At 57.7% G+C, this 25,944-nt stretch carries 20 protein-coding genes and 5 pseudogenes; 15 read left to right on the forward strand and 10 right to left on the reverse strand.

Annotated elements, in window-relative coordinates:
- Positions 1–63 precede the first annotated feature (63 nt).
- Both GWK63_RS15645 and GWK63_RS15650 read left to right on the forward strand, forming a co-directional pair.
- Positions 64–600 (forward strand): IS66 family transposase, encoded by a 537-nt coding sequence (locus GWK63_RS15645; protein WP_007400695.1) that lies wholly within the window; start codon positions 64–66, stop codon positions 598–600.
- 22 nt (positions 601–622) lie between these two features.
- A complete protein-coding gene (locus GWK63_RS15650) occupies positions 623–1,654 on the forward strand; it encodes an IS110 family RNA-guided transposase (protein WP_039998313.1) in 1,032 nt (343 codons plus the stop codon).
- A 75-nt stretch (positions 1,655–1,729) separates the two neighbouring features.
- Here the strand turns inward: GWK63_RS15650 and GWK63_RS15655 are convergent, their stop codons facing one another.
- From GWK63_RS15655 to GWK63_RS15675, 5 genes and pseudogenes are all read right to left on the reverse strand, one after another.
- Complete coding sequence (locus GWK63_RS15655) at positions 1,730–2,503, reverse strand: response regulator (protein ID WP_039998567.1); 774 nt, start codon at positions 2,501–2,503, stop codon at positions 1,730–1,732.
- On the reverse strand, positions 2,500–2,928 hold the full coding sequence (locus GWK63_RS15660; RefSeq protein ID WP_112209698.1) for an ATP-binding protein: 429 nt from the start codon (positions 2,926–2,928) through the stop codon (positions 2,500–2,502). The genes GWK63_RS15655 and GWK63_RS15660 overlap by 4 nt, the downstream gene beginning before the upstream one ends.
- 144 nt (positions 2,929–3,072) lie before the next feature.
- A pseudogene (locus GWK63_RS17095) lies at positions 3,073–3,180 on the reverse strand (IS5/IS1182 family transposase); the annotation flags it as partial.
- Between the two features lie 75 nt (positions 3,181–3,255).
- Positions 3,256–4,095: an ATP-grasp domain-containing protein gene (locus GWK63_RS15670; protein ID WP_166498171.1), complete on the reverse strand. Its 840-nt coding sequence runs from the start codon at positions 4,093–4,095 to the stop codon at positions 3,256–3,258.
- A gap of 9 nt (positions 4,096–4,104) precedes the next feature.
- Positions 4,105–4,389, reverse strand: a complete 285-nt coding sequence (locus tag GWK63_RS15675; protein ID WP_139064303.1) for a hypothetical protein — start codon at positions 4,387–4,389, stop codon at positions 4,105–4,107.
- A gap of 252 nt (positions 4,390–4,641) precedes the next feature.
- On the opposite strand from GWK63_RS15675, the pseudogene GWK63_RS17315 reads away from it, so the two are divergent.
- Positions 4,642–4,926 (forward strand): annotated as a pseudogene (locus tag GWK63_RS17315) (transposase); the annotation flags it as partial.
- 365 nt (positions 4,927–5,291) lie between these two features.
- Here the strand turns inward: GWK63_RS17315 and GWK63_RS15680 are convergent.
- The 3 genes and pseudogenes from GWK63_RS15680 to GWK63_RS17325 form a co-directional block, all read right to left on the reverse strand.
- Entirely contained in the window at positions 5,292–6,395 is a 1,104-nt protein-coding gene (locus GWK63_RS15680) for a hypothetical protein (protein WP_007399377.1), read from the reverse strand.
- Positions 6,396–6,451: 56 nt separating this feature from the next.
- Positions 6,452–10,219, reverse strand: a complete 3,768-nt coding sequence (locus GWK63_RS15685) for an ATP-binding protein (RefSeq protein ID WP_007399376.1) — start codon at positions 10,217–10,219, stop codon at positions 6,452–6,454.
- 312 nt (positions 10,220–10,531) lie between these two features.
- Positions 10,532–10,745 (reverse strand): annotated as a pseudogene (locus tag GWK63_RS17325) (IS481 family transposase); the annotation flags it as partial.
- A gap of 309 nt (positions 10,746–11,054) precedes the next feature.
- Here GWK63_RS17325 and GWK63_RS15695 point away from each other — a divergent pair.
- The 9 genes and pseudogenes from GWK63_RS15695 to GWK63_RS15740 all read left to right on the forward strand — a co-directional run.
- Positions 11,055–11,255 (forward strand): transposase, encoded by a 201-nt coding sequence (locus tag GWK63_RS15695; RefSeq protein ID WP_007399392.1) that lies wholly within the window; start codon positions 11,055–11,057, stop codon positions 11,253–11,255.
- A 434-nt stretch (positions 11,256–11,689) separates the two neighbouring features.
- A complete protein-coding gene (locus GWK63_RS15700; RefSeq protein WP_039999480.1) occupies positions 11,690–13,123 on the forward strand; it encodes a cytochrome ubiquinol oxidase subunit I in 1,434 nt (477 codons plus the stop codon).
- A 3-nt stretch (positions 13,124–13,126) separates the two neighbouring features.
- Complete coding sequence (gene cydB / locus GWK63_RS15705) at positions 13,127–14,146, forward strand: cytochrome d ubiquinol oxidase subunit II (RefSeq protein ID WP_007399395.1); 1,020 nt, start codon at positions 13,127–13,129, stop codon at positions 14,144–14,146.
- Positions 14,133–14,282 (forward strand): hypothetical protein, encoded by a 150-nt coding sequence (locus GWK63_RS17330; RefSeq protein WP_007399396.1) that lies wholly within the window; start codon positions 14,133–14,135, stop codon positions 14,280–14,282. Before cydB ends, GWK63_RS17330 begins: the two co-directional genes overlap by 14 nt.
- A gap of 55 nt (positions 14,283–14,337) precedes the next feature.
- Positions 14,338–14,871: a nitrate reductase associated protein gene (locus tag GWK63_RS15715; protein WP_007399397.1), complete on the forward strand. Its 534-nt coding sequence runs from the start codon at positions 14,338–14,340 to the stop codon at positions 14,869–14,871.
- A 23-nt stretch (positions 14,872–14,894) separates the two neighbouring features.
- Positions 14,895–17,198: an FdhF/YdeP family oxidoreductase gene (locus GWK63_RS15720; RefSeq protein ID WP_112209703.1), complete on the forward strand. Its 2,304-nt coding sequence runs from the start codon at positions 14,895–14,897 to the stop codon at positions 17,196–17,198.
- Between the two features lie 359 nt (positions 17,199–17,557).
- Positions 17,558–18,181 carry an NTP transferase domain-containing protein gene (locus GWK63_RS15725; RefSeq protein ID WP_034931836.1) on the forward strand — a complete coding sequence of 208 codons (624 nt, stop codon included), beginning with the start codon at positions 17,558–17,560 and terminating at the stop codon, positions 18,179–18,181.
- 221 nt (positions 18,182–18,402) lie between these two features.
- Positions 18,403–19,212 carry a formate dehydrogenase accessory sulfurtransferase FdhD gene (gene fdhD, locus GWK63_RS15730; protein ID WP_034931838.1) on the forward strand — a complete coding sequence of 270 codons (810 nt, stop codon included), beginning with the start codon at positions 18,403–18,405 and terminating at the stop codon, positions 19,210–19,212.
- 275 nt (positions 19,213–19,487) lie between these two features.
- Positions 19,488–19,787 (forward strand): annotated as a pseudogene (locus GWK63_RS15740) (MFS transporter); the annotation flags it as partial.
- 21 nt (positions 19,788–19,808) lie between these two features.
- Here the strand turns inward: GWK63_RS15740 and GWK63_RS15745 are convergent.
- Positions 19,809–20,213 (reverse strand): annotated as a pseudogene (locus GWK63_RS15745) (IS5 family transposase); the annotation flags it as partial.
- On the opposite strand from GWK63_RS15745, the gene GWK63_RS15750 reads away from it, so the two are divergent.
- Both GWK63_RS15750 and GWK63_RS15755 read left to right on the forward strand, forming a co-directional pair.
- Positions 20,163–21,362: a hypothetical protein gene (locus GWK63_RS15750; RefSeq protein WP_166498076.1), complete on the forward strand. Its 1,200-nt coding sequence runs from the start codon at positions 20,163–20,165 to the stop codon at positions 21,360–21,362. The pseudogene GWK63_RS15745 and the gene GWK63_RS15750 sit on opposite strands and share 51 nt — an antisense overlap.
- A gap of 3 nt (positions 21,363–21,365) precedes the next feature.
- Complete coding sequence (locus tag GWK63_RS15755; protein ID WP_139064276.1) at positions 21,366–21,812, forward strand: hypothetical protein; 447 nt, start codon at positions 21,366–21,368, stop codon at positions 21,810–21,812.
- A gap of 92 nt (positions 21,813–21,904) precedes the next feature.
- Here GWK63_RS15755 and GWK63_RS15760 read toward each other — a convergent pair.
- A protein-coding gene (locus GWK63_RS15760; RefSeq protein ID WP_206068409.1) for an IS5 family transposase occupies positions 21,905–22,701 on the reverse strand; the annotation gives its coding sequence in 2 pieces (ribosomal slippage) (positions 21,905–22,362 and positions 22,362–22,701; 798 coding nt in all).
- A gap of 163 nt (positions 22,702–22,864) precedes the next feature.
- Between GWK63_RS15760 and GWK63_RS15765 the strand changes: the two genes are divergently transcribed.
- Entirely contained in the window at positions 22,865–25,903 is a 3,039-nt protein-coding gene (locus GWK63_RS15765) for a hemagglutinin repeat-containing protein (RefSeq protein WP_007397825.1), read from the forward strand.
- Positions 25,904–25,944: the final 41 nt, after the last annotated feature.

Here is a 25,944-nt window from a genome sequence, read left to right on the forward strand (position 1 = left end):
AAAACTGCGTCAGGCCAGTATATACTGGTACCCTTTTGAGCGCCCATGTGATCAACTGCCTTCATGACGGGAGACACGGACGACATCATCGCCTTGCGCGCAGCACTTGCCGCTGCCGAGGCGCGTGCCCAGGTCGCCGAACTCCGGGCGTCTACTGCCGAAATCCGGGCCATTGATGCAGAAGCGCGCGCGGCCAGCGCCGAAGCGCAGATTGCCCATCTCAAACATCTTATCGCGCGGATGCGCCAGGACCGTTTCGGCGCCTCGTCGGAGCGGGGGCGCCGCCTGCTGGCCCAGCTCGAACTCGAACTGGAAGAACTGGAGACGACGCTCGCCGAGGACGCGCCCGAAAATGCGGCGGATCCCGCCGTCCGTGCGACAGCACCCAGGAGCAACCGGGGGCGCCAGCCCCTGCGTGCCGATCTGCCGCGCGAGCGGGTCGTCATCCCCGCACCGACACAGTGTCCGTGCTGTGGCAGCGATCGTCTGAGCAAACTGGGGGAGAGCGTCACCGAGACGCTGGAGGTGATCCCGCGCCAGTTCAAGATGGGGTGGACGGCCCCCATGCGGCATCAATGTGCCATGCTGGGGTCGGAATGACCATTCAGAGGAGACCGCCCGGATGAAAATTACCATGATCGGCCTGGATATCGCCAAGTCCGTTTTTCAGGCGCACGGCACAGATGCAAACGGAAAATGTCTTCTCAAGCGAAAGCTCGGGCGCAGCGAGGTTGCCTCATTCTTCGGGAAACTCGAGCGGTGTCAGGTCGTGCTCGAAGCTTGCGGCACATCGCATCATTGGGCGCGCGTCATCCGCGATGCGGGTCATGACGTGAAACTTATTCCGCCGGACATGGTCAAGCCGTTCGTCAAACGTGGCAAGAAAAACGACGCTGTTGACGCCGCAGCCATCTGTCTTGCGGCACTCCATCCCGACACGCGCTTCGTCCCGATCAAAAACGAAGAACAGCAAAGTCTGCTCTCGTTACACTCAACGCGCACACTATTGGTCAAACAGCAGACGATGCTGGTCAATGCGTTGCGCGCGCTCGCAGCGGAATTCGGCTTGATCGTGCCGTTGGGAAACAGTCGCCTGCCCGATCTTCTGGCGAAAATCGAGACATCACCCGGTTTGCCCGACGTCATGAAGCAGACCGTCATTTTGCTCTTCGAACAATATGGAAAGTTGAGTGAAAGCATCGGATGCCTGGAAAGGCGAATCCAGGCGCACGCCAGGCAGGACGAAGATGCCCGTCGTCTTTTGACAATACCCGGCATCGGCCCGATGACCGCGTCCTTGATCGTGGCATCTGTCACGGATATCGACACTTTCGAAAGTGCGCGGCACTTCGCGGCCTGGCTTGGACTTGTGCCGCGCCAGCACTCGTCCGGCGGAAAGGTCCGGCTGGGCAGGATTACGAAAACGGGCAACCGGGAAATAAGGAAGCTGCTCGTTCTGGGGGCGACATCCATGTCCTTCCGCGCGCAGAAATGGACAGGCGCCGCAGGGGCATGGCTTTGCAAGCTTCTGGAGCGTCGCCCAACACGTCTTGCAACCGTCGCACTTGCCAACAAACTGGCCCGGATCGTCTGGGCTCTGCTGTCGCGCAAAGAGATCTATCGTCCGGCCGGCCGCAATGTCGCTGTAATCTGACATGCGCTGCCAAGACGATGGATGCCGGGGTTCGCCCCGGTACCCATGAATCATAATCCACTGAAATCACTCAACTCATTTTCGGTCAGACACTAACGCATGAGCCAGCATGTTTCGCCGCAAAATAACCTGACTGGGGAAGTATCTCTTCATCTTACGCATAATTGTAAGCAGCTCGTCGTCACCTCGCTGGAAAGCAATATCCTTAACTTCATTGAAAAGCGCAGCGCTATGGACATAGTGACTGTCGAGTAGTTCTTGCAAGGTTCCCAACTCCTTGACCTTTTCAATTTGAGCATCCGCCGCTTCCACAACACGTCTGCGGAGGCTCTCGGCGATTTCAGTATCAGCGCCATCCGCACCCAGCTTCGCCAAAATCGCACGAAAGTCTTGGTCACATTCTGCGACAACCCGGGCGGCCAAGCCACGCATGGACGACAGTCGATTAAGAGACGGTGAGAGGTGACCAACTAACTCTTCCACCCGACTGGCCAATCGATCGCGATGGACACAGTAGACGCCCTCGACAGACTGCTCGGCGATGCGCGCGCGGAGCTTGCTTTCATCTTCCGCGCTATAGAATAGGATCGTTGTTGATCTAAAGGCGTCCCGAACCTGCGACGCAAGCTTATCTCCCCGCAATCCATCGCCAAGGTTCAAATCCAATAGGATCAGGTCGAAATCCTGATAGTGGTCTTGACGTTGCGCGAACTCCCGGATCTCGTTAGGTGTTTCGATTCTCTTGATGAATGGTTCGAAGCCAGCACTCCGGACTGCATCTTTGATTCTATCGACTTCCGCGTCGCTAGCCTGATCTTCGATCCAGCACACACCAAGATACAGGCTCATTTCTCCTCTCCGGGCAGGGTAATAATGAAATCGACTCGGCCCCGCTCGCGATTAGAATCCAACGCGATGTCTCCACCCATTTTATGTAGGACCTGACGAACATGGAAAAGTCCAAGGCCAGTACCTCCATCGGTCGAAGAGTAACCCTTATCGAACAACTTCGTCGGATCAACCCTGTCTTCGTCCATGCCGCGACCATCGTCCGAGACTTCGATTTCAATTCTTCCACGACGATTACGCCTCGCCTTCAATTTCATTTGGCGTGCCCCGTGTTTACGTGCGTTATCCATGAGGTTGTCCACGATCACGACAAGATCGACAGGCGGAAATTTGGCTAGCTGCGACAAGCCATTAGCGTCAAAACTCACAGACTCGACGCCGTCACGATCGACCCTTTGTAAATGCTGTTTCAAAATTCCCCACATGTGCTGTCGGAAAATTCCCCAGCACGGATATGGTGATCAGCCATTGAGGTGATCGATAGCTCCATGCTTTGGGGGCCTACCGCGGCGCTTTGGCGCTGCCGGTGGCATCAGATTGGCGTGGGCCCGTGTATGCTCGGGGATCAGATCGGCAATCAAAGGCGCAATCAGCGCCCACTCCGCATCGCGAAGGTCGCTTGCATACTCCAGGTCGTCCCGGCGATACTGCGCGCGGGTGATTTCAGTCCAGGCCATCTTGATCTCATCAGGTTATCGCAAACCCATGAATCATAATCCACTGAAATCACTCAACTCATTTTCGGTCAGACACTAAGATAAATCGATAGCAGCAAATCGCAAACCTAAACTTTGAACAATCTTAACGCATTGAGTTTCAATATGATCTGGCAGGTCAAAGATAGAATAATTCAAATCAACCCTCGCCCCCTTTCGCCAATCTGTTCTTGTGTCGGAATGTTCCTGTGAATGAATCTGGACCGATATCACATCATCATTAACAACAGTTACACGGATGTCAGATTTCTTAATAATTTCATCTTGAAAAATAATAGGGGCTGCAGAAAAGGCAAGGCGCATTGATTCGTTAATTTGAATTCTATTTGTAAAAATAACTTTCCCCAGTCCATTCCCATCGTCTAAGAGTGCATGTCGAAGTGTTTTCGCTACGAGTGTTGCGTTTTTCGAAAATGATTTCGCCTCTTCAAAGTCATTTGTTATGAGCGTTCTGGGAACTTTAAAATTAGCATCTCTTGCTGCAGCTAATTGTCTCGGTTTATCTTCAGCCTGTTGAATTGCAAAAGGACAATTAAGCCAACGTCCACCAAGTGCATTCCATATTGTTCTCAAAAGTGCTGACCATTCACTTTTAATGTAGGCAGATTCCGCTGGAGATGCACTCAGACTCGGGAGAGGAAAAGCTGGCCTCCGATAATAGGCCGATGTTATCTGAGATATCGAAATACATGTTTCTTCTGAAAAAAGGATAAGATTTCTAGGATCTCCATCCTCCATGCGTATTTTGTATTTTGTAATATCCTCCGTATTCAATCTAAAATAACGCAGACCACGTTTTTGAATTTCGAGCACCACAAAATCAACAGTAATATCCCTTTTATTTGTAACAATAAGTATAAAAGGATCCAACTTCATAGGTCACCATCACACTAAAGAATCTACACAATCGTCTTTTTCAGTAAACGATTCGGTCTTCGTCACCAGTTCAACCAAATTATTGCCTTGATCATCAGTTTCCGGTGCCGCTGCGGTTTTTGTAACGATTTCAGTCAATCGTTGAGCACGCTGCACTATTGGTGACACGCCCATTGGACCATCTTCCACCCATACATCTAATTCGTCAGAATAATAGCCGCCAATATCAGGTATGTGAGTACGCGGAGTTGCAAGTCCAACAAGTAGTGGCGAAACGTAAATATCTGAACTCATTCTAACTCTCCCATTGTTACGGATGGAATGTGGGAACACAGTAAACAAAAATGATACATTTTAACATATACATATAACACATAACTTTTATTCATTTTATATTTTTATTTTGTTGGGTAATCGAATTAAATTATATATTATATGTTAATATTTGAACCTATTAATTTATTAATATGGAAAAATTATTGTGATTCACAGGCCTGCGATGGAGGGTAAGTCTGTGACTGATGTGTTTTGCTGTCTGGACGTCACATGGAGAGGATCAAGCTATTTTTCCCACTGGCACATGGGGTTCCGCGTGTAGATGACCGTCGTGTTCTGAGCTGGATTGTTTACGTGATCCGTAACGGTCTTCAGTGAAAAGATGCCCCGAAAGTCTATGGTCCGCACAAGACTTTATATAATCGTTTTATCCGGCGGAGCCGCCGTGGTGTCTTTGGCAGAATCTTCGTCGTCCTGACGGAGCAGCCAGGCCGTTCCAAGTGTCTGATGATCAATGTAACGCACCTCAAGGCTCACAGGACGGCAACCTCCCTGCTCAATAACGGACTTTTCGAAGCGTCAACGATATAAGGGCAGCTGAGCCTCGTGCTTGATTTTGCAGGGACGAAACCGGTGAACGGATCTTCCTTTCTCATAACTGGTGCTTAAAAATTGAAAATCCGTAAGCAAGTCCCAGTCGGTGACAGGGCGTCTGCTATGTGGCAAGCAATGTCGCAGCATGAATGACCAACATGAGGCGACTGCTGCCTGTCTGGTTCCATATTACTGAGCACACAGGCAGTTCAGGAGCGAAAGCGGTCAATCAGCAAGACACCTTCATACCGGATATGTAACTGTCCGGAGAGCGATATTTAAAGCAGCCAACTCAACCACTCACATTTTCCTTTCCCCGCTAATTATCAGCGGAGGATATCTGGCAGATCGTATAGTAGCCGCAGGGCGTCGGGCCATCCGATCTCTGAGAACAGTTGCAGGATATCGACGAGCATCGCAGGCCGCTTGGTATCTTCGAATACCCCCCGATAGTCTGCGATATACCTCTTCGCGACCTTGACGACAGCGCTATTGCCGAGACTTTCGAAATGATATCCCTCCTCAGCGCCCACCCCGGTTAGGAGCGAGTGAATCGCGGAGAATACGGCGACCGGGTTGCCGGGGATCAGGTGATCGTACAGCTTGATAAGGTGATGGAGGGTTCTGGGCTCTCGGGACTGCTGGAAAAGTCCGAGAATCTCCGCATAGTCTGCCAAGAAGCGCGACTTCGTGTCGGGGTTGCTTACTCCTTCCTCCTTATCATCGTTCTGCGCGCCTGCTCCGAAATAGAGTTGGTTCATAGCGTGGTTGATGACGTGCTCGGCTGCACCGTAGCGCTTGCCGGCGGCCACCTTTTCTTCGTGCGTGGCCGCCGACATCAGGATTGCGCGTTCCGTGGCCGACACCGCCAATGCTGGCACCAGAATTGTTTTGAGTCCTTCCTGCGCCCGGTCGCACATGCCTCCCCGATTGCCCTGCTCGGAATCGGCTGCGTAGCGGCTGAAGAATGCGCCTCGGAGGCAGGACGTGTATGCGTTCAGTGCATCCTGGAAGCGCTGAGGGTCTGTCGCCCATTCCCCGAGCCAAACGCGGGCGATCGGCCGACCTTGCTTAGCGTGCAGTTGGGCGGCCCATCCGCCGAGACATTTCTGAAGACGGCCCCCAGAACCGCCCTTGTCGGAGAATTCGCTAAGCCGCTCCTTCGCCAGGATTAGGATGCGTTCGCAGCGTTCCGGCTCGGCATGGCTGAACCGCCTCAGCGCGTGCGCGAGGTATGCGGTAAGGACCTCCTCGTCGGTCTCGCTGGCGGCGATGCACTCGCCAATCGACCACATCTGGTCGGGGGCCGCCTTGCAGATGACCTGTAGGTTCCGCGCGGCTTGTAGCCGAACAGCGGGTTCCTCGTCCTGCAGGATCTCATTGATCCGGTCAACGATCTCCGGCCGCTCCTCGGCGAACCGTGACGCCAAGGAGACCCATGCTTCCGCTGCGTATACTCTCACCGACAGGTTTCCCCAGCTAATGCTCATCCCTCGGTCTCACGAGTTTCGGGATACTGGCTAGACGACAGCCGACCGAGCACCGCGAACAGCGCGTCTAGATCGGGCAGGCCGTCGGCGCCGGGAACATAATTCGGGCTTGAGGCGACGCGCTCGACGGCGTGCGCGATGTAGCCCCAGGCTGAGCGGTCGACCTGGTCGTGGAGTGCGGGATTGTCATCGACCAAGGCCGTCATCGCCATCGCATCCGACCACAGCGCCGCGAGTGCGACAGGCTCGCTTTCGGCCGGCGTAGCCTTGTATTTGACGTTCAGAGCGTTCGAAGCATCGAAGACCATCCGGTTGGGGCCGGATTCCATGTTGACGCCATCCCGACGCAACTGCTCCATCTCCCAGTTTTCGTGGTTGTCCCACGAGCTAGAGAAATTTATGTTCGGCCGGTTCTCCTCCAGCCCCCCATCCTTTTCCATTTTGCGTCGTAGGTCGCGGGTAGCTGTGAGGACGAGTTCTTCCTCGGGGATCAGCGCGAGCAGCCGGGCCAGAATGCGGTGCCACCTCTTCTTTCGTTCTTCATCCAGATGCCGGGTGTCATCCACTGCCATAGTCTCGAAGTATTTCCTCTCTTCCGACGTTCGCGACGGCCAGGCGGCTGCAACGAAACGCACGGCGTCGCGAAGAGTGTCGATGTTTTCGAGCAGGTCGGGCTTCACCATCACTGGCCAGATCAGGTCACCTATCTCTCCGACGCGTTCGCTCGCGACGCCGAGGATCCGGGTCCAAACGGAGGCCGTCGCGTAGTCTCGGGATGCTGCGGCAACGCTCTTCGAGAACTCGTTGACGTTGCTTCCGCGCAGGAACTTAACGAAGTTCGCGAGAAGATCGTCCTCGCGTCCCGACGCATCCTCATCCTCCTCGTCCCAGGCATTGAATTCGAGATCACGGCCGCGGAATTCGATCTTTTCCGAGCCGAGGTCGATGACCACGGGTTCATCGGGTTCGCTATAGCCTTCTATCTTGCCTTTGCCGATGACGGCGTCAATGACCGCGCGAGTGCCATGCTCGGGCGATATCGCGAGGAAGTCGCCGAGCGATTTCCCCAGATGCCAACGCGAATGCTCATAGTCTTGCCGCCGGTTCGACGACAGCGGCATAATGCGGCTCAGCGCTCCGCCGAGGGCGGATGTAGCGGTATCCGTGATCATCTGGCCGTAGATGCTACGATACACCTCGGCCGCGAAGGTCGGCTCCGCCGCCGCAATCGGCATGATCTGCTCGGTTAGCCAAGGGGCTTCGCGGTCGGCATGCTGCGAAAAGTGCGGATCACGCAAGACGCGCTCGAGCAACGCGCGTGATGCGGCGATGTCGGAGGCGAAGCTTTTCCCAACGAACCTGATCGCACTGACGCTGATCGCCTGGAGCGGCGGCGAGTGCGACCAGGCGAATCCAAGCATCGCCCGCGCTGCGCGTCCGAAGATGCCGAGCAGGACGGCATCGGTGAAGTCACCGTGCTCGAACAGGGCGTGCATGAGCACCCGGGCGGGATCGATGAGCGGGAGCCGGTCGGTTCGCATGAGCTTTTCGGACAGGGTGGTCCAAGCGATCGCGCATTCAGGCGTAACGCTGCGCGTCGCCTCGATCTCCATCGATACAAACCGACTGAGGCGGTTCACTAAGCTCGCGAGCGACGAGTCATTGGGCGTCGCCGCCACGCGGTCGATGAGACCGGCGAGGTCCCCGACTTCGGTCACGTTGTTCGAGAGGGTGCGCAGCGCGACGTTGCCAAGCACCGGATCAACTTTGGTCGCCGAGAATATGTCGCAAACCAGTTTCCAGCTCTGGGGCCGTCCCGGCGCATCGATGCTCCAAATCCGCTCGATTGCGAACCGGAGCGCCGGCGCAAGCTGAAGGGCGGTGGATGTGTCGCCATCAAGCTGGGCGATCAGTCGATCCGGATCGTGCCACGCCAGATAGAACCGGCCAGCGACGTGATCGAACAGGACGTGGTGGGAGAAACTCACCAAATCACCTGTGGCAGCAAGCACGCCAGCTTGGATGATCTGATCGACGTCGACATGCCGGACGTCAACCTTGCGAACGGCGAGTCTGCGGCTTGCCACCATGGCCGTCACGGCTTCGGCCGCGGCCTGCGTCATGCCGGTCGTCGGCATGCGGCGGTCCTCGTAGGTGTCGATGAGCCCCGATTGGGTCGCGATCCCGGCGAACCCGGCCGGATCCGCGCCATCGGCGAGCAGTTCGGCGGCAAGGGACAGGTTGAACACGTTACGCAGTAGCTCGGCGAGCGCTTCGGATGCGGAAGCTAGGAGCTCCGTGAGCTCCGCGGATGCGGTACCGGCCGCGGCGACCTCCCCGTCAGTGAGGCGAGAGACGGAGAAGTGCCGGATGGTGCCGAGAGTTGCGTCGGCATGCGCGTCGTTGGCCGGGGTGCCCGCGAAAGCGGCGCGGTACCGACGGCCATTACGAAGGTCGAACGTTCGGATCGACGCGACTACCGTCCAATCCTCAGCAAGCTCAGTCATGGTCCGTTCGATCAGGGTCGTGAACACGCCCTCCGACAACCCGCCACGCGCTGCGTCCAAAGCGTCGATGATCAGGTACCGTGGTTGCGACCCCGGCATGGCTGACAGTATCTCGACGAGGTCGTGGCCGAGGCGCAATTCCGAATTGAGGTCTGCGGCGATCGCAACGCCCGGAAAGCGATCAACCGAGAGGAAGATCACGAGGGCCCCCTCGGCGATGAGCGACTTCGCCGCATGCACGAGTGTACCGGTCTTACCGGCGCCCGGCTCCCCCACAACGAGAAGGGAACCGCCCTTGATCGCCGTCACCATCGGCGCGTCGCTTTCGCGTGTGATCGTAATGCCGCCGGCGAGGGGGAGTTCCCCGTGGACGGCGAGCCGGTCCAGTTCCGCCGCCGTCACCGAACGCAGCCGACCGATGTCCTCGTCATAGCGCGGCGCGCCGACATCTATGTGGCCACGCCGCCGGAGTGCCCGTAGCAGGCCGTCGCGATTGGCAGGCGCTCCGTTTCCTATGAGTTCGCGCATGATACCGCGTAGGTCGCGCAACGGCGCCTCGCCGGCGGCATCACTGCCGTAGAGGTGACGGCCGAGAAGCGTCGAGGCCTCGCGCCAGTCGGTATCGCCCTCGTCCATCGAGAATCTTGCAACGTGGAAGGTGCGCGCCATGTCGGTGAGGTCGTCGGCAGTGGGCGCGACCTTGCGCACGGCAGTCCACGCCTTCGTGACGATGGTCTCTAACGCGTCGAGTGCCCTGCGTTGCGCGCCGTTCCGCCCGCCTTTAGTGACAGCCCAGTCTCCGCCAAGATCAAACGCTCGACATCCAGCTTCTAGGTCGTCGAGCGTGCGGGCAGCGTCCGACCTTACGGCGAGCACTGCGGCATTGGAGGTCGGATCTGGCGCACCTCCTGCAGCCTTCGCATCTGCTATCCATTCAGCTAACTGGGCCCCGGTCTTCGTCAGAGGTGCTTGCTCGCCGGTTGCGAGCGTGGCGGAAGTCTTGTTCTGGACGTGTAGCGCGCCGCCGTCGGATTGCGTCACTTCGATGTCATCGAGGCCGGTGCCGGTCTCGAGCCGGATCGTGACGGGAAGTGCCTGATTGTTGACGTTGAAGCGACCACCGACCGGTATCCGCGCCAGTATGTGGACCGCAAACCACGTAGCCACAGCGGCCTGAAAGGCCATGCCTGCCTCGGTCGCCTTCCCGCCTGCCCGCATCGGCTTCGTTTGTGGCGTCTTCGTCGATGCAATCACCATGCCGACACTATGCCAGAATTCTACTAATACTCAACCATCTTAGGGCGGTTATCAATGAATGACCGTCGATCACGACAACGAATACATGATGATCAACAGCACGATTGTCCGGACACAACACTATAGTGCGGGAGCCCGAAAAAAACAGGACGCCAATCAAGCCCTCGGCCGGTCCTGCTGGCAGGCCGACAACGAAGATCCACGTCATCGTCGATGCCACGGGAAAGGCTGTCGCTGTTTCCCTGACACCCGAACAGAGAGCCGACATCGCTGAACCAGAACTGCTTCAGGAGGAAGACGCTCCCAAAGTCTTCATTGCCGAGAAGCGTTTAGTCCCAGGGTTTGACGGGGTGGATTGATGATGAATCTTTCTGGTTCTGCCGTCCAGATCCTGCAGATGTATTCATAGGGCCTGCGACCATTGAGTATCCTTGAGCCTTCGCCCGAAATTATAGGAAGCCATGAAGTCATTGAGGTGCGTCTTCAACTGATCATAACTGTCGCAATGGAAGCGTTTGACGGTCGCGTGTTGATTTTCACTGAGAACTGACCCGGGTTTTTCATCAGGAATTGACCCAGCCACCCATGAATCATAATCCACTGAAATCACTCAACTCATTTTCGGTCAGACACTCAATGGTGGTCAATCGGGACTGGGCCGTCACCCATATGCCGGTCACCATCTCCCGTCTGCCCATCGGTTCGTCCTTTCGTCCATTACTCGGGTTTGGCTGAGCCTCCGGTCGGGGAGCATCCATTCTTCCCCGCCTGTCTGCGCCATAACATGCCAGAGGGTGTTATCTGCCTCGGTGCCTGACTGGTGCAGTAATCAGGGATGACGCCTGCACGCGAACCGTATCCCTCTGATGTATCAGACGAAGAATGGTCTCTGGTTGTTCCGTATCTGATCCTGATGCGCGAGGATGCGGAACAATGGCACCACGCATTGCGCGCACTGTTCAATGGATTGCGTTACGTGATCCGCTACGGGATGCGCTTTACCGCCATGGCCGGCGGTCTGCCAGCAATCCTGTAGCTGGATGGAGGCGGGCTGCTTCGAAGCCCGGTGTCGGACCCATGTGCCGTGCTGCGTATCGCCTCTGGCCGCTGGGCAGGTCTTGGCAGAAAAGTGAGCTTATGGCCGGGTGAATGACGGGACCGGCCGGGCGGGCAGGCTCATGGCTGAAAGCGGCAGGTACCCGCCAAATATTCCGGGATTGATTATTGATGTCTCCTGATCATCTATATTCATCCATAACCAGACATGGCCTGACGATTTCTTTATCATAAACACCGTTTATGATATTATGTGTAATCTGTCTTGGACATCATGCGTCTGGCTGATCTACCACGGTTCCCGAGACATCCGGGCATGCATCCGTCTTTCAGGGCGGTGCATTGCTACGGAACCACTATGCCAGGAAGTCATTTACGGTTTTGCTTGTTGAGCATAAGTTTTGGAAAGTATCGATGCAGTACGCACATGACCCGGCGCTTCTTCTGGCGCGCTTCCAGTTCGCCTTTACCGTAGGCGTCCATATCATCTTTCCGGCCTTTTCAATCGGTCTGGCGGCCTATCTGGCTGTGCTGGAAGGGTTGTGGCTCAGGACCGGGCGCCCGGTATTCCTTGATCTGTACCGATACTGGATCAAGGTCTTCTCGATTGTCTTTGGCATGGGGGTCGTCTCGGGGCTGGTCATGTCGTACGAATTCGGCACGAACTGGTCGATCTTTTCCAAAAAGGCCGGGCCGATTACGGGCGTGCTCCTGTCCTATGAGGTCATGACCGCCTTCTTTCTGGAAGCAGGCTTCCTTGGCGTCATGCTGTTTGGCATGAACAGGGTGGGACGTGGGTTGCATTTTGCGGCCACATGCTGCGTGTCGGTCGGCACCCTGATTTCCATGACATGGATACTGTCCTCCAATTCATGGATGCAGACACCGCGTGGTTATACCATCGACCCCGCCACGGGCCGGTTCATGCCCGCTGACTGGCTGGCGATCATCTTCAACCCGTCCTTCCCGTTCCGTCTGGTGCATATGGGACTGGCGGCCTTCCTGTCGGTGGCCTTCATCGTGGGGGCCACGGGGGCGTGGCATATGCTGAAAGCCCGCAAGGCAGGAAAGATCTCCAGCGAGCCGGTGCGGGTCATGTTCTCCATGGCCATGTGGATGGCGGCCATCGTGGCCCCGCTCCAGATCCTTGCAGGTGACGCGCATGGCCTGAACACGCTCAAATACCAGCCGGTCAAGATTGCTGCGATGGAAGGGGACTGGGTCTCGGAAGATCATGCGCCCGAACTGCTGTTCGGTATTCCCAACATGAAGACCGAACATACGGATTATGCCATCAAACTGCCGCTGGCCGGATCGCTGATCCTGACGCACAGCCTGAACGGCAGGGTGCCGGGCATGAAGGACTTTCCCCGTGACCAGCGGCCGCCTTCACCGGTCATCTTCTTCTCTTTCCGCATCATGGTCGCACTTGGCATGCTGATGATGCTGGTGGGGCTGTGGTCCCTGTGGCTGCGGCGAAACAGCACCCTGTTCACCAACCCGGTTTTTCATCGTGTCGCACTCTGCATGGCGCCCGCGGGCTTCCTTGCCCTGCTGTGCGGCTGGGTCACGACCGAAGTGGGGCGCCAGCCCTGGACCGTCTATGGCCTGCTGCGCACGTCTGACAGCGTATCGCCGGTTGCCCTGTCCTCCATGGCGTTTTCGATGACGGCGTTCGTGGTGGTCTACGTGCTCGTGTTCGGTTCCGGGATGGGCATTCTGGTCCGCATGCTGGGCCGTGCGCCGCAGGAGGGCGAGCATGAGACCCCGCCCTCCCACGCATCCGGGATTCTGGCCACCAGCATGCATCCGGGCGTGATTGATCCCTCTACTGGCAAAGGAGCCTGAGGCATGATGGACTTCGCATACTGGCTCCCCATCATATGGGCCGTCATTCTGGTGGCCGCCATTTCGATCTATGTCGTCCTTGATGGCTTTGACCTTGGCATCGGCATGCTGTTCGCACTCGAACGCCATCCGGACCGCCGGGATGTGATGGTCAACACCATCGCCCCCGTATGGGATGGGAACGAGACCTGGATGGTGCTGGGGGGTGCCGTGCTTTACGGGGTTTTTCCCGGTGCCTACGCCACCCTGCTGCCGGCCTTCTACCTGCCAATCGTGCTGATGCTGCTCGCGCTGATCTTTCGTGGCGTGGCGTTCGAATTCCGTGTCATGACGCGCGGGACGGGACGGGAAGGGCTGTGGAATGCCGGTTTTATGGCCGGTTCCGCCATGGCCACCTTCTGTCAGGGCACGATACTGGGTGGCGTGGTGCAGGGCATCAGGGTTGTCGATGGGGCTTTTGCGGGGGGGCCATTTGACTGGCTGACACCGTTCAGCATCCTGTGTGGCCTGTCCGTCATGTGTGGTTATGCCCTGCTCGGCGCAACGTGGCTGATCTGGCGCACCACTGGCGTGCTGGAGGCATCATGCCGCCGCTGGGCTGCCCGGCTGGCCGTGGGCCTGTTCATCGGCATTGTCGCGGTCAGCCTGTGGACGCCGCTGCTGCATGCCCCTTACCTGCGGCGCTGGACCGACTGGCCGAACATCCTGTTCGTGGCACCCGTGCCGGTTCTTACGGTGGTACTCGGCGCGCTGTTCGTCATGGGGCTGCGCAGGGGGCATTCAAAGGGGCCGTTCCTGTGCGCGCTGGGCTGGTTCTTCCTGTGTCTGTCCGGACTGGGGATTACGGTGTGGCCCTATGCCGTGCCGCCGGGCCTGACGCTGTGGGATGTGTCATCCCCGCCGTCCAGCCAGTTCTTCCAGCTGATCGGCACCGCCATCCTGCTGCCGGTCATCCTGACCTACACGATCTATTCCTATCACGTCTTTCGCGGAAAGGTGACGGAAACCGATGGGTATCACTGATATTGTCCGGGGGAACGGAGATGACGCGCCACCCCGCGCCGGGGTTCGGGTCGCATGGTTCGTTGCGATCTGGTCGTTGAGCACCCTCGTATTTTTCGGGGCGGCGTCCCTGCTTCACCTGATCATTCCCAGGTAAAACGGGCGGTATGACCGCCCGACATTCCCCTCCCGCCAATAAGGGATCTGGTCCCATGCTTTTTGACTTTGAACGTGACTTTGCTGGCTCCCTGCGCTGCATTCCGATGATCGCCCGCCAGAAGCTTGATATTGTCGGCATAAAGCTGAGCCTGCGGCAGTGGAGCCGGTTTACGCGCGAAGAAAGGGGCCAGCTGGCCGACCTGCCGTGCGAAACCGTGCCCGAACAGGCTACCTATCGCGCACTGGTAGCCCACCTGATCGCGGCTCGCAGTGACGAGCCCCTGCGCCAGCTTGCGACCCGTGGGCTGGAAGCCTGGCAGGAGGAAGACCAGATGCCCGACGCGGTCAGAACCCAGGCACAGGCTGATGGCATAGCCCCACCCACGCCGAGGCAATGGGCCGCGCTACTGCCGCTCCAGCGATTTGCCCTGGTGAAGCTGGCCCGCTCGAAGCATGAAAATGAAAATTTTGTGCCAGCGATGCGGGAGTTCGGTCTTGTGCAACAGCATGCGGGGCTGCTGCATGATGCGGGAGCTTCCCCCGGTTCCGCAGCCGTATCGCCTGCCCGCCTCCGCCTGCCCAACTGAATAAAGCCAAGAGGGTCGAGATCATGAGCAACGACAAAACGCCCGAATACAAACCCTATCATCATCCAGCTGGCGGGTGGGGGGCTGCTGGCGCGACCGCGAAGGTGCTGATGGAACAGAGCGTGCTGGTCAAGGGATCACGCGGGCTGCTGGCCATGAACCAGCCGGGCGGTTTCAAATGCCCAAGCTGTGCCTTCCCCGATCCCGACCATCGCAAGACGCTGGAATTCTGTGAAAACGGGGCCAAGGCACTGGCGCATGAAGCAACGAAGGCACGCGTGACGCGGGAGTTCTTTGAAAAATACACTGTCACCGAACTGATGCAGAAAAGCGATTACTGGCTGGAAATGCAGGGCCGCCTGACCGAGCCGATGCGCTACGATGCTGAAAGTGACCGCTACGTGCCCGTGGCATGGGATGATGCATTTGCCCTGATCGGCCAGCACCTGCGCGCCCTCGACAGCCCGCATCAGGCCGAGTTCTATACATCCGGCCGCACGGCGAACGAGACCGCGTTCCTTTATTCGATATTCGTGCGTGAATTCGGCACCAACAATTTTCCCGACTGCTCGAACATGTGCCACGAGCCGACCAGCCGTGGCCTGCCGCCTGCCATCGGCATTGGCAAGGGCACGATCGTCATGGGCGATTTCGAACATGCCGAGGCGATATTCGTGGTGGGGCAGAATACCGGCACCAATTCGCCGCGCATGATGACCAACCTGGTCGAAGCCCGCAAGCGCGGCGTGCCGATCGTGCTGATCAACCCGATGCCCGAGCGCGCGCTGATCCGCTTTACGGAACCGCAGGACGTGCTGCAGATGGGCACGTTCGGTTCGACCCCCATTTCCAGCGAATTCGTGCATGTGCGCATCGGTGGCGACCTGGCCATCTTCAAGGGCATGATGAAGGCGCTTTTTGAGGCCGAGGCACGCGGCGAAAAGGTGCTGGACCTTGACTTCATCAACGACCATACGGCGGGCATGGAAGCCCTGCGTGATGATGTCATGGGCTGTAGCTGGGCGGACATCACCCGCATCTCGGGCATAACCGAGGAACAGATCCGCAGGATTGCGGATATCTACATGAAATCCAACGCCACGATCATCTGTTACGGCATGGGGCTGACGCAGCATCAGGAAGGGTCACGCCTGATCCAGCAGGTCGCCAACCTGCTTTTCCTGCGCGGCAATTTCGGCAAGCCCGGTGCCGGTATCGCGCCGATCCGTGGTCATTCCAACGTGCAGGGTGACCGCACGGTTGGCATTGATGAAAAACCGACCCAGGCCTATCTGGACCGGGTGCGGGACGTTTTCGGGTTTGAACCACCGCGCGAACACGGGCACCATGTGCTGGAAGCGGTCGAGGCCATGGAAGCGGGCACCGCCAGGGTGTTCTTCGGCATGGGGGGCAATTTCATCCGCGCCGTGCCCGATACGGATCGTTCCTATGCCGCCATGCGGAACCTCAACCTGACGGTTGGCGTGGCGACAAAGCTGAACCGGGGGCATCTGGTGCATGGCAGGGACGCGCTCATCCTGCCGGTTGTTGCCCGTTCGGAAATCATCCGTACGGAAGCCGGTGAGCAGTTCGTGACCATTGAGGATGCGATGTCAAACGTGACGGCTTCGCGGGGGGTATTCGAACCCGTAACCGAACATGTGCGGCCGGAAACGGAAATTGTCTGCCGCATGGCCATGGCAACGCTGCCTGACTCCCGCACGCCGTGGGCGGATTATATGGTTGATTACACCCTGATCCGGGACAGGATTGCCGAGGTCTATCCTGAAATCTATGCGGACTTTTCTGAAAGGATCAAGAGTCCGCATGGCTTCCATCTCGACATTCCACCCCGGCGGCGTGTGTGGAAGACACCCAACGGCAAGGCGAATTTCCTCGTGCTGCCGGGACTGGAGGTCAACGTGCCGGTCAAGGACACGGCCATGCTGCGTCTTGCGACCATTCGTTCACATGACCAGTATAATACGACCATCTACAGCAACAGCGACCGCTATCGCGGGGTGTACAACACCCGTCTTGTCGTGTTCATGAACAGGGATGACATGGCAGAACGGGGCCTGACGAATGGTGCGGTGATTGGCCTTGAAACCTATAGCGATGACGGGGTCAGGCGCTATGTCGATGGGCTGAACGTGCTTGACTACCCCATGCCGCGCGGTGCCATAGCCGGATACTACCCGGAACTGAATCCGTTGCTGCCGCTGGATTACTTTGACGAGATCAGTGGAACGCCTGCTGCCAAATCCATCCCGGTAAAAGTCGTGGAAAGTGTTGCGGCAGCCCCCCCAATCCGCATTGCCGGCTGACAGGGCAGGGGCCATGGATGATGATGACGGCAGACGGTCGGTCCCATGCCGCCTTCCCGCCCGTTATCGGGCGGGAAGCTCCGTACCCGTCTTTCTGCCACGACAGGAACCGGCCCGCGCGCCGTTATGCGCGGTGGTGCTGACGATGGCGAGGGTGACCGGCAGTTGCGTGCCTTCCCGCCACGGATATGGCGCCACAGGACGGACCGCTATATTAAGGAACATGCGCGCCATCATGCATCAATGTCGCGCGGGGGGGGGGGGCAGCATACCGGCGGAAAAAAAAAATCGAAATGCATGATGTCGGGGGATGATATGGGCTTCATGTACGGTCCCCATGGCCTGGGGGGGCGCGAACCATGACGGCATTGCTGTATGGGCTGGTCCTGGCGGGGGGCGCGAGCCGCCGCATGGGGCAGGACAAGGCGGCGCTGCCCTATGGTGGCCGGCCGCAGCTTGCCCGTGCTTTTGACCTGCTGGGGCGCCATGTCAGGCGCTGTTTCGTCTCGATACGACCCGATCAGGGGCACGACCCGCTCCGGGCGTCCTATCCCTGTATCGTGGACCGGAAGGGAATGGGGGAAAAACTGGACGGCGGGCCAATGCTCGGCGTGCTGTCGGCCCATGCGGCGTATCCGGATGTGGCCTGGCTGGTCGTGGCCTGTGACCTGCCCATGCTGGATGACAGGACGCTTGCAACCCTTGTTGATGAACGCAATGCGGATATGGATGCCACGGCCTATCTGAGTGAAGGCGACGGACTGCCAGAGCCGCTCTGCACGATATGGGAACCCGCGATGCTGGCAAGCCTGCAGGAACATGCGGCCTGCAGGAAAATCCGGCTGCGGCAGATGCTCGCCAGTTCACCGGTGCGCTTTCTTGCCCCGCCGGGAACCGGCGCGCTGGAAAACGTCAATTCGCCTGATGAGCGGGACCGGGTACTAAGGCGCCTTGCGCGTTATGGACAGGAAGCAGGATGCTGAATATCGAGTTGCGGTATTGCGCGCGGCTTCAGGATGCTGTGGCGCGCGCATGCAATACGCGGGACGGCAGCCCCGGTGCATGCCGTTACATCCGTGATGAAATCAGGCGGCATATCCCGATATGGAAAAATGGGCGTTACGTGAACGGTGTGACGTAACGGGCTTCCTGCCACATCCCGTGAGTATTGATACACTGCCCCAGATGACCCGAGGCCGCCGTAATGTCTGCCCTTTTCCTTCCATTGGATGTCAGCACCCTGTCCCGCCCGGATGAGCCATTCAGCCTGAATGTGGCCGAGGAGGTTCCGGTCAGTCTCCTGTTCAACGGCATTTTCCCGTATGGCACGATGATGATGACGCCGGCGGACCTGAAAGATTTTGCCTATGGATACTGCATGACCGAACGGATCGTGGCTTCGGTTGCGGATATCCGGTCCGTGGATGTCGCGGAGACGCAGGATGGGCTGTCGCTTGATATTTCCATAAAGGGTGCGGCATTGACGCGTCTCATGCGCCGTGATGTCCGCATGCGGACTGGTCATTCCAGCTGTGGCATATGCGGAAGCGAGACGGTACCGGCATACGATGCCGTGGCCGCGACACCGCTGCCGGACGGTCCCCGCCTGTCGGTGGTAGCAATACGCGGGGCATTACATGAACTGCGCGGGTGGCAGACGCTCAATGCCGCGACGCGCATGGTCCACGCGGCAGCGTGGGCGGACAGGAACGGTAATATCCACATGATCCGCGAAGATGTGGGACGGCATAATGCGCTGGACAAGCTGATCGGTGCGCGCGCCTGCCATCCGGATGCGGATGCCCTGCATGGGGGATTCTGCCTGCTGACAAGCCGGTATTCGTTTGAAATGGCGCTCAAGACGATACGGGCGGGCATTGCCGTCGTGGTTGCGATTTCGGCCCCGACCTATCGTGCCTTCCGTGCGGCTGAAAAAATGGACCAGACCCTGATTGCCGTTGCCCGTCATGACGGGCAGACACTGTTCTGTGGCGGCAGGCGACTGGTCTGGTAGGCCGCCTTTTTTTCCGGCAGTGCGGGCACGCGGCCAACTGGCAGGGGCGGGGCAGGCCATGCCTGCCCCCGGCCGTGGCGCGGATGGGCGGCCGTCGAAAAATGTTTTGACATCGCATTATTCCGTGTGCAAATGGAAAACAGCGCAGGTTTCCTTACAGACTCGTTCATCAATGGCGGTGAATGAGGGGAAAATGGCGCAATCGGTCACGACGACACCCGGACGGCCAACGATGGCCACCGTGCCTGAAAAAGGCGTCTCCGTCATGCTGCTGGATGGAGACTGGATGCGATGACGTGGACAAAGGATTCCTCAAGGCTGGAAACCCGCGTACTCTTCTGGCGGCGTTCCTTTACTTCGATGTCTCGTTCATGGTGTGGGTCCTTCTTGGGCCGCTGGGAATTTCGATTGCCCATGACCTGCACCTGAATGCCGGCCAGAAGGGGCTTCTGGTTGCAACCCCGGTGCTGGCCGGTGCCCTGCTGCGTGTGCTGGCCGGTGCGCTTGTTGATCATTTCGGGCCGCGCCGGGTTGCAATCGGCGCCCAGATCCTGGTTATCGCGGGTCTGTCCCTGAGAGCCCGATCCGAAAGTTTTTCAAGCTTGACAATGCCTTGCTGTCCGTCGTGTGAGCATGCGGATCGAGGCGATCAATGTCCATGCGGTTGAGGAAGCAATGGACTTTTCCCAATCTTTGGCGAGCCGCCTGCACCGTCCCAGCCAGGCGAATGTCCGTTCAACCACCCAGCGGCGCGGCAGGATCTGAAAGCCTTTCACCGTATCGGACCGCCTGATGATTTCGATCGTCCATTTTCCCATGGAGGCGAGCGCGGATCGCAATTTGTCGCCAGCATAGCCGCCATCAGCGAAGATGTGACGCAGCCAGGGAAAGCGCCTGCGTATTGCCGCCAGAACATCAACCGCCCCATCACGGTCCTGGATGTCAGCGGCATGAACGAGGAGAAAGATCAGGAAGCCGCAGGTATCAGTCACGATATGGCGTGCTGGGGAATTTTCCGACAGCACATGTGGGGAATTTTGAAACAGCATTTACAAATGGTTTCGGATGCGCTGGATGACGCTCATGTTGCCGGGTTTGGAACGAAGGACGTTTCAAATGCCTGGGGACGCATCGGCATCGAGACGGCGGGCAATGCGCTGATAGCGGGCCTTGCTGGAGGAAATATCGGCTCTGTGGCTGCCAGCACGGCGGCGGGTGACGTTGCCACGATAGCCACGCGCCAGTGGGCTGAATCCGTAGCCCGATCCATGACGGATGATGCAGACGGCCAGCGTGTGATCGAGAATGTGCTGAGCAACGTCATTGGGGCCGGCGCGGGAGCAGCAGCCGGCGCGGCTTCCGGTGGCGATACGACGGTCAACGCCCTCAGTGGGGCGGGATATGCTTCAGCTATTCAGCAGTACAATGAAGCTCATGAGAATGAGAAAACCGTTGAGCAAAAGGATCTGCCGACAGGTTATGTCGGGACATCTTCGATCGATAACCCAAAAGTTATTCATCATGTATATAGCGAATATAACGGGGAAGATTACGATCTCGTTGGAGGAGCCGGCGCCCCAGTCCGTGATGACAAAGGGAATGTAATATTTCGTCAACGGGAAACTGGCGAATATTTTGTTTTTGTCAACAATAAAAAAGAAATACCAGAAATAAACGGAGTGCATACGGGACACACAACTGTATCGCAACATTCGGCCACAATTACGGATATTATTGATCCGGACACAAATAAGAGCGTATCAGATCGCGTAAAGATACAGACTGCCTTAAATGATTTGTATAGTTCTCATCTATCTTATCTTGTAAATCAAGATGGAACATTCATAGGTGAACGAGGCACCGGTAATGCGCAGATCATGCCGAGCAGCAGCGACCCTAATACTACGGCAGAAACTTTTGCTAGGCAGGCTTTCGGCGGTCAAGTGCCGTCAAGATTCCGACCATTGACAGTTAAGAATCAAACGGGAGGATGGGCAGCGATATTTGCGGATGGAATGGCTGTCACGTACCGACCTGCAGGGGCGGCAAGTTTTCGTACAAAAAAAGATATGGCGACGGTTGAAATAAATACAGATAGTATTAGAAATATAAAAGGTGGGAATCTGAAATTCAAATTTCCAAAGGACTGAGACATGGAATTAATTGTATATTACAAGAATTTTCTTGAGTTGTGTAAAGATGATGTTTATACTCTTTTTTATTTTTGGGAGCCGGAAATAATAAGAACGTGGAGAAATTCCGGTATTGAATACGAAAGGACATGGTGTCAGGAGGCTCTGGATTTTGCTTACAGAGTAATAAAAATAGGATTTATGGGTATTGATTATCCGGATGGTGATCCAACACAGGAAGAAATAAATTATATTTTTGCACAAATGTCGCAAAATACACCAAACAATATAGATGGATTTGCGATATGGTCTAGTTACCAATTGTACTTGTCAGACAAAGGAAGGGACTTCCTAGAAGCATGTGGAAATTCTCAAATAAATAATACTTTTAATAAAAGATTAGTTAATATATTGGATATAAATCATGTTGGATTTGATAAACATGGATTTGTTCCAATAAGATTCTGACATTATTGATTATGTCACACAAAATAGAAATTTTTATATCTAATTGTTTTGTAGTATAGATTTTTACTTACTCGTTGTTGGTCTAGGGCCTGTTAGGGCTTGATCCAGTCTGCAGCGGCAGCGATATGGATGACCGCGAGGAAGGACGTTGCTGTTTTTTCGTATCTGGTTGCGACAGCGCGCCACTCCTTGAGGCGAGCCCAGAGGTTCTCAACGAGATGCCGGCACCGATAAGCCCATTTTGGGCAGGCGACCGGCGCATCGCGTCGTTTTGCAGGAATGGCGGGCCGGGCTCCCATGTCCCATATCCGTTCACGGAAGACGTCCGACGCATAGCCCTTGTCCGCCACGACCCACAAGGGAATGGCGGTGAGGCTATCGAGCATGGCTGGTGCCAGGGGCAGTTCATGGGCCTGCCCCGGCGCCAGCGCAAAACCGATAGCTTTTCCGTGTCCGTCCGCGATCACGCAGACTTTCGTGCCATAGCCGCCGCGAGAGCGGCCAAGCGCTTCACGATGATCTCGCTCGTGGCGAGAGGCCCCCTTTTTTGGGCTCCTGCCGCCTTGTGGTGAACCCTGATGTTTGTGCTATCCAGAAAAATCATTCCGAGAGCAAGCCCCTGTTGTTCCTGAACCAGTGCGAGCAGGCGTTCCCACACACCCAGCTTCGCCCAGCGGATGAAAAGCTGCGCCGCTCGCCACCATGGCCCCAGTTCAGCGGGGATGCTCCGCCATTTCGTGCCATTCTCATGACGCCAGAAAATCGCTGCTAGCGTGCGCCGCAGATCATGGGGCGGCGTCTTCCCCTTTGGGCGAACCGCCTCAATCAAAGGTTCCCAGATCGCCCATGTCTCGTCCGTAAAAGTGCCGGTTCCGTCTCCTTCTTCCATCCTTACAATATGGGAAGAATTTCAAGATCTAACAGGCCCTAACTACGGGCTACGGCCGATCTTGTCGTTACGTCGAACACCATGCATCTGCCGGGCTTTCGCCGTAGCAGCGATCCGACCATGTCGACGATGATCTCGTTCATTTCGGGCGGCGCTGAACGGCTTGGTCGTCAACGAGGACCAGCTCAATACCTTCATGGTCGATGGCGGGAAGGCGCAGTCGCTGGGCGCGCAGGGTACCATCACCTCGGGGGGCGATGCGCAGATCTATGCGGCGAAGGACATCACGTTTGATGGCGGGTCGCTTAGCGCGCTGGGCGATACCACGCTTGTGGCAGGGCAGGGGATCACGCTGGGTTCGGTTGCGGCGAGCGCGTCGCAGGACATCGAGCAGCATGATTACAGCCACCGCGCGGCCGAGACGGAGAATTTCGGGGCGTCGATCAGCACGGGCGGGAACCTGACGGCAGCCGCCCTCGGCGGCGATCTCACCCTGGCGGGCGCCACGGTCGCGGCCGGGAAGTCGGCTACGCTGATGGCGACGGGCAACGTGAACCTCAACGCGGTCACCGACAGCCAGTCCTCCTATACCCGCACGGTCGAGCACGGCTTCCTGAACAGGACCACCACGACCTCGAGCGAGAGCTCCACCGACCAGGTCGGCAGCACGGTGGCGGCCAATGACAATGTCACCATGGTCTCGGGCGGGGATATGTCCGTGGCGGGCACTGTCGCAGGTGGCGGCAATGTCACGCTCCAGGCGGGTGGAACGTTCACCGAAAACGCCCTGAAGGATACGGCGCAGTCTGCCTACAGCCAGGAGAAAAGCGGCCCGTTCGTGGGCACCAGCGGCGCCGGGTTCGAGATTGGCTTTGGCAAATCGAGCCAGACCGCCAATGACAGCAGCACGACGTGGACCCGGACCCCCAGCGAAATCGGGTCAACGGGCGGAGACGTAACCGTTGCGGCGGGTGGTCCGGTCACGATCAATGCGTCCGGGCTTGAGGCGGCGAAGGACCTGAGTGTTTCAGGATCGTCGGTCTCGTTCAATGCCCTCAATAATGTCGCGACGGACTCCCAGACCAGCGATTCCAGCTTTATCGGCCTGAAATCCGGCCTGTCGGACAATTCCGTGGTCGGGCAGGTCGCGGACATGGCGCTGGGTGCGGCGCAGGCTGCGAGCGACACGGATACGGCGAACCGTACGCTGGATGCGGCGTCGGCCGGGATCAGTGGCGCGCAGGCTGGCATGTCTGTCGCGCAGGCGCTGAGCAAGGATGCAGCGAGCGGTGAGGTTGAACTGGTCGGTGTGAGCGCCGAGGTCGGGTTCTCGCATGACCGGCAGGCCGAAAGTTCCACCACGACGACGGTGCAGGGATCGACGGCCGCCGCCGGGGATGCCCTGACGGTCACGGCGACGGGGGCCGGGCGTGGTAACGCCGACAGCAATGCCGGTGACATCATTGCCACGGCGTCGCAGCTTTCCGGGCAGACGGTCACCCTGAACGCGCCGGGAACGGTGACGCTGCAGTCCGGGCAGGACACCACGCATACCACGTCCAGCCAGTCTTCGGAGTCCGCCTTTATCGGGGCGACGGCATCGCTGAGTTCGGATGGCGGCTTTGGGGTCAGTGTTACGGGCCAGGTCGGTGGCTCCCATGCCCGGAGCGATGCGCGGAGCGCCACGCAGGTTGATACCACGGTGACGGGCACGGATAACGTGACCGTCAACAATGCGGGCGGCGCGACCACGCTGGACGGGGCAAAGGTCTCGGGTGGATCCGTGGACGTGACGACGGGCAGCCTGGACATCACCTCGGCGCAGGACACGGCGAGCTATTCCAGCAACCAGGAAAGTGGCGGGTTCAGTTTCGCGATCCCGGTCTACGGGGTGGGGGGCGAGAAGGGCTTCTCGGTCAACGCCTCGGGCGGCGCGCTCGGTGATACCTACGCCTCGACGGAAGCCAGCGGGCTATCGGGGATCCATGCTGGCAATGGTGGCGTGAACATCGCCGTTGCGGGCAATACCAGCCTTGACGCCGGGGTGATCGAGAGCACGGCGGCATCGGCGCTCAACAGTCTTACGACAGGCAGCCTTACGGCCAGTGGGGAGAAGAATGTCTCCGATTACGCCGGGGCGTCGGCCAGTTTCTCCTACAGCACGATGCAGGGCGGGGGAGATACCGATAGTGCCGGGTTTGCGGATAACGGCATTCCCATGGCTTCGGCGGCGGCGGTAGCCGGTTCCCATGAGACGGAAAGCCAGTCGGCGATCGGTTCGAACATTACGGTGAAGGCAGGCGCTACGTCCGGCAGTCTCTCGCGTGATCCGTCCACCGCCAACCAGGCCATCGCCAACGATTTTGACGCCAGCAAGGAAAGCAATGTCCTGGCGCTCGCCAATGAGGCCGAGACAGTAGCCCAGGAGGCGGCATGGACGGCCAAGCAGGGTCATGACATGGCCACTGCTGGCAGTAAGGAACATGGCGCAACTGTTTCGGACGATGCGCGTAGCGATGCAGCCAGTTCATCAGAACAGTCTATCAAAGATAAAGCCGGACCTAACAATGGAAGCACCGATCTTGGTACGACACCGGCTTCTGGCGATACCGGGTCTGCGGATCGCATGGTCAGTCATGCGCGGCGGATGGGATCTGAGCAGCCAGCGCAACCGGATACAATTCAATCTGCGAAGGTGCAGCTAGGTAATGGTTCGGCTCCTTCGAAAGAACAGCGTCATATGGTTTCACAGACTGCGGCTCTGACCGTAGACGCCAACAATGATGAACACTGGCAGATCACGGCAGATCCTCATCTCGCAGATAATATTTACTCGTTCGCTCATGATCCTGCAGGAGGGCTGCGAGCTTTTCCCCGCATGAGTGCATCCCAGCAGGTCGAACTGGCAGGCAGCGCACTTGTCCTTCTCGGAGCGGCAATAACATCGTTGCCTGAGGATGGGGCTGCCAGCGTTGCACTTGCCGGTTCTTCTATAGCTTCAGATCTGGTGGCAGCAAACGCTGAAGCGGCTATCCTTGCTGCACAGAAGGCACTAGGAGTTGGTGTTTCTGCAACAGGCGTGACGACTTTGCTCAATGAAATGAGCGAGAGACCGACATGGAAAGAAACAGAGCAACACGTCTACGATCGAGCTGGCGAAAAAGAAAACAAGCAGGCAAGTTATAAAGATGGAAAAAAGTAACGTATGGGACGAAAGGAAGCGTTAGGCCTGAGTACGTCGAT

This window comes from Komagataeibacter rhaeticus (assembly GCF_011611525.1).
Taxonomy (GTDB): Bacteria; Pseudomonadota; Alphaproteobacteria; order Acetobacterales; family Acetobacteraceae; genus Komagataeibacter; species Komagataeibacter rhaeticus.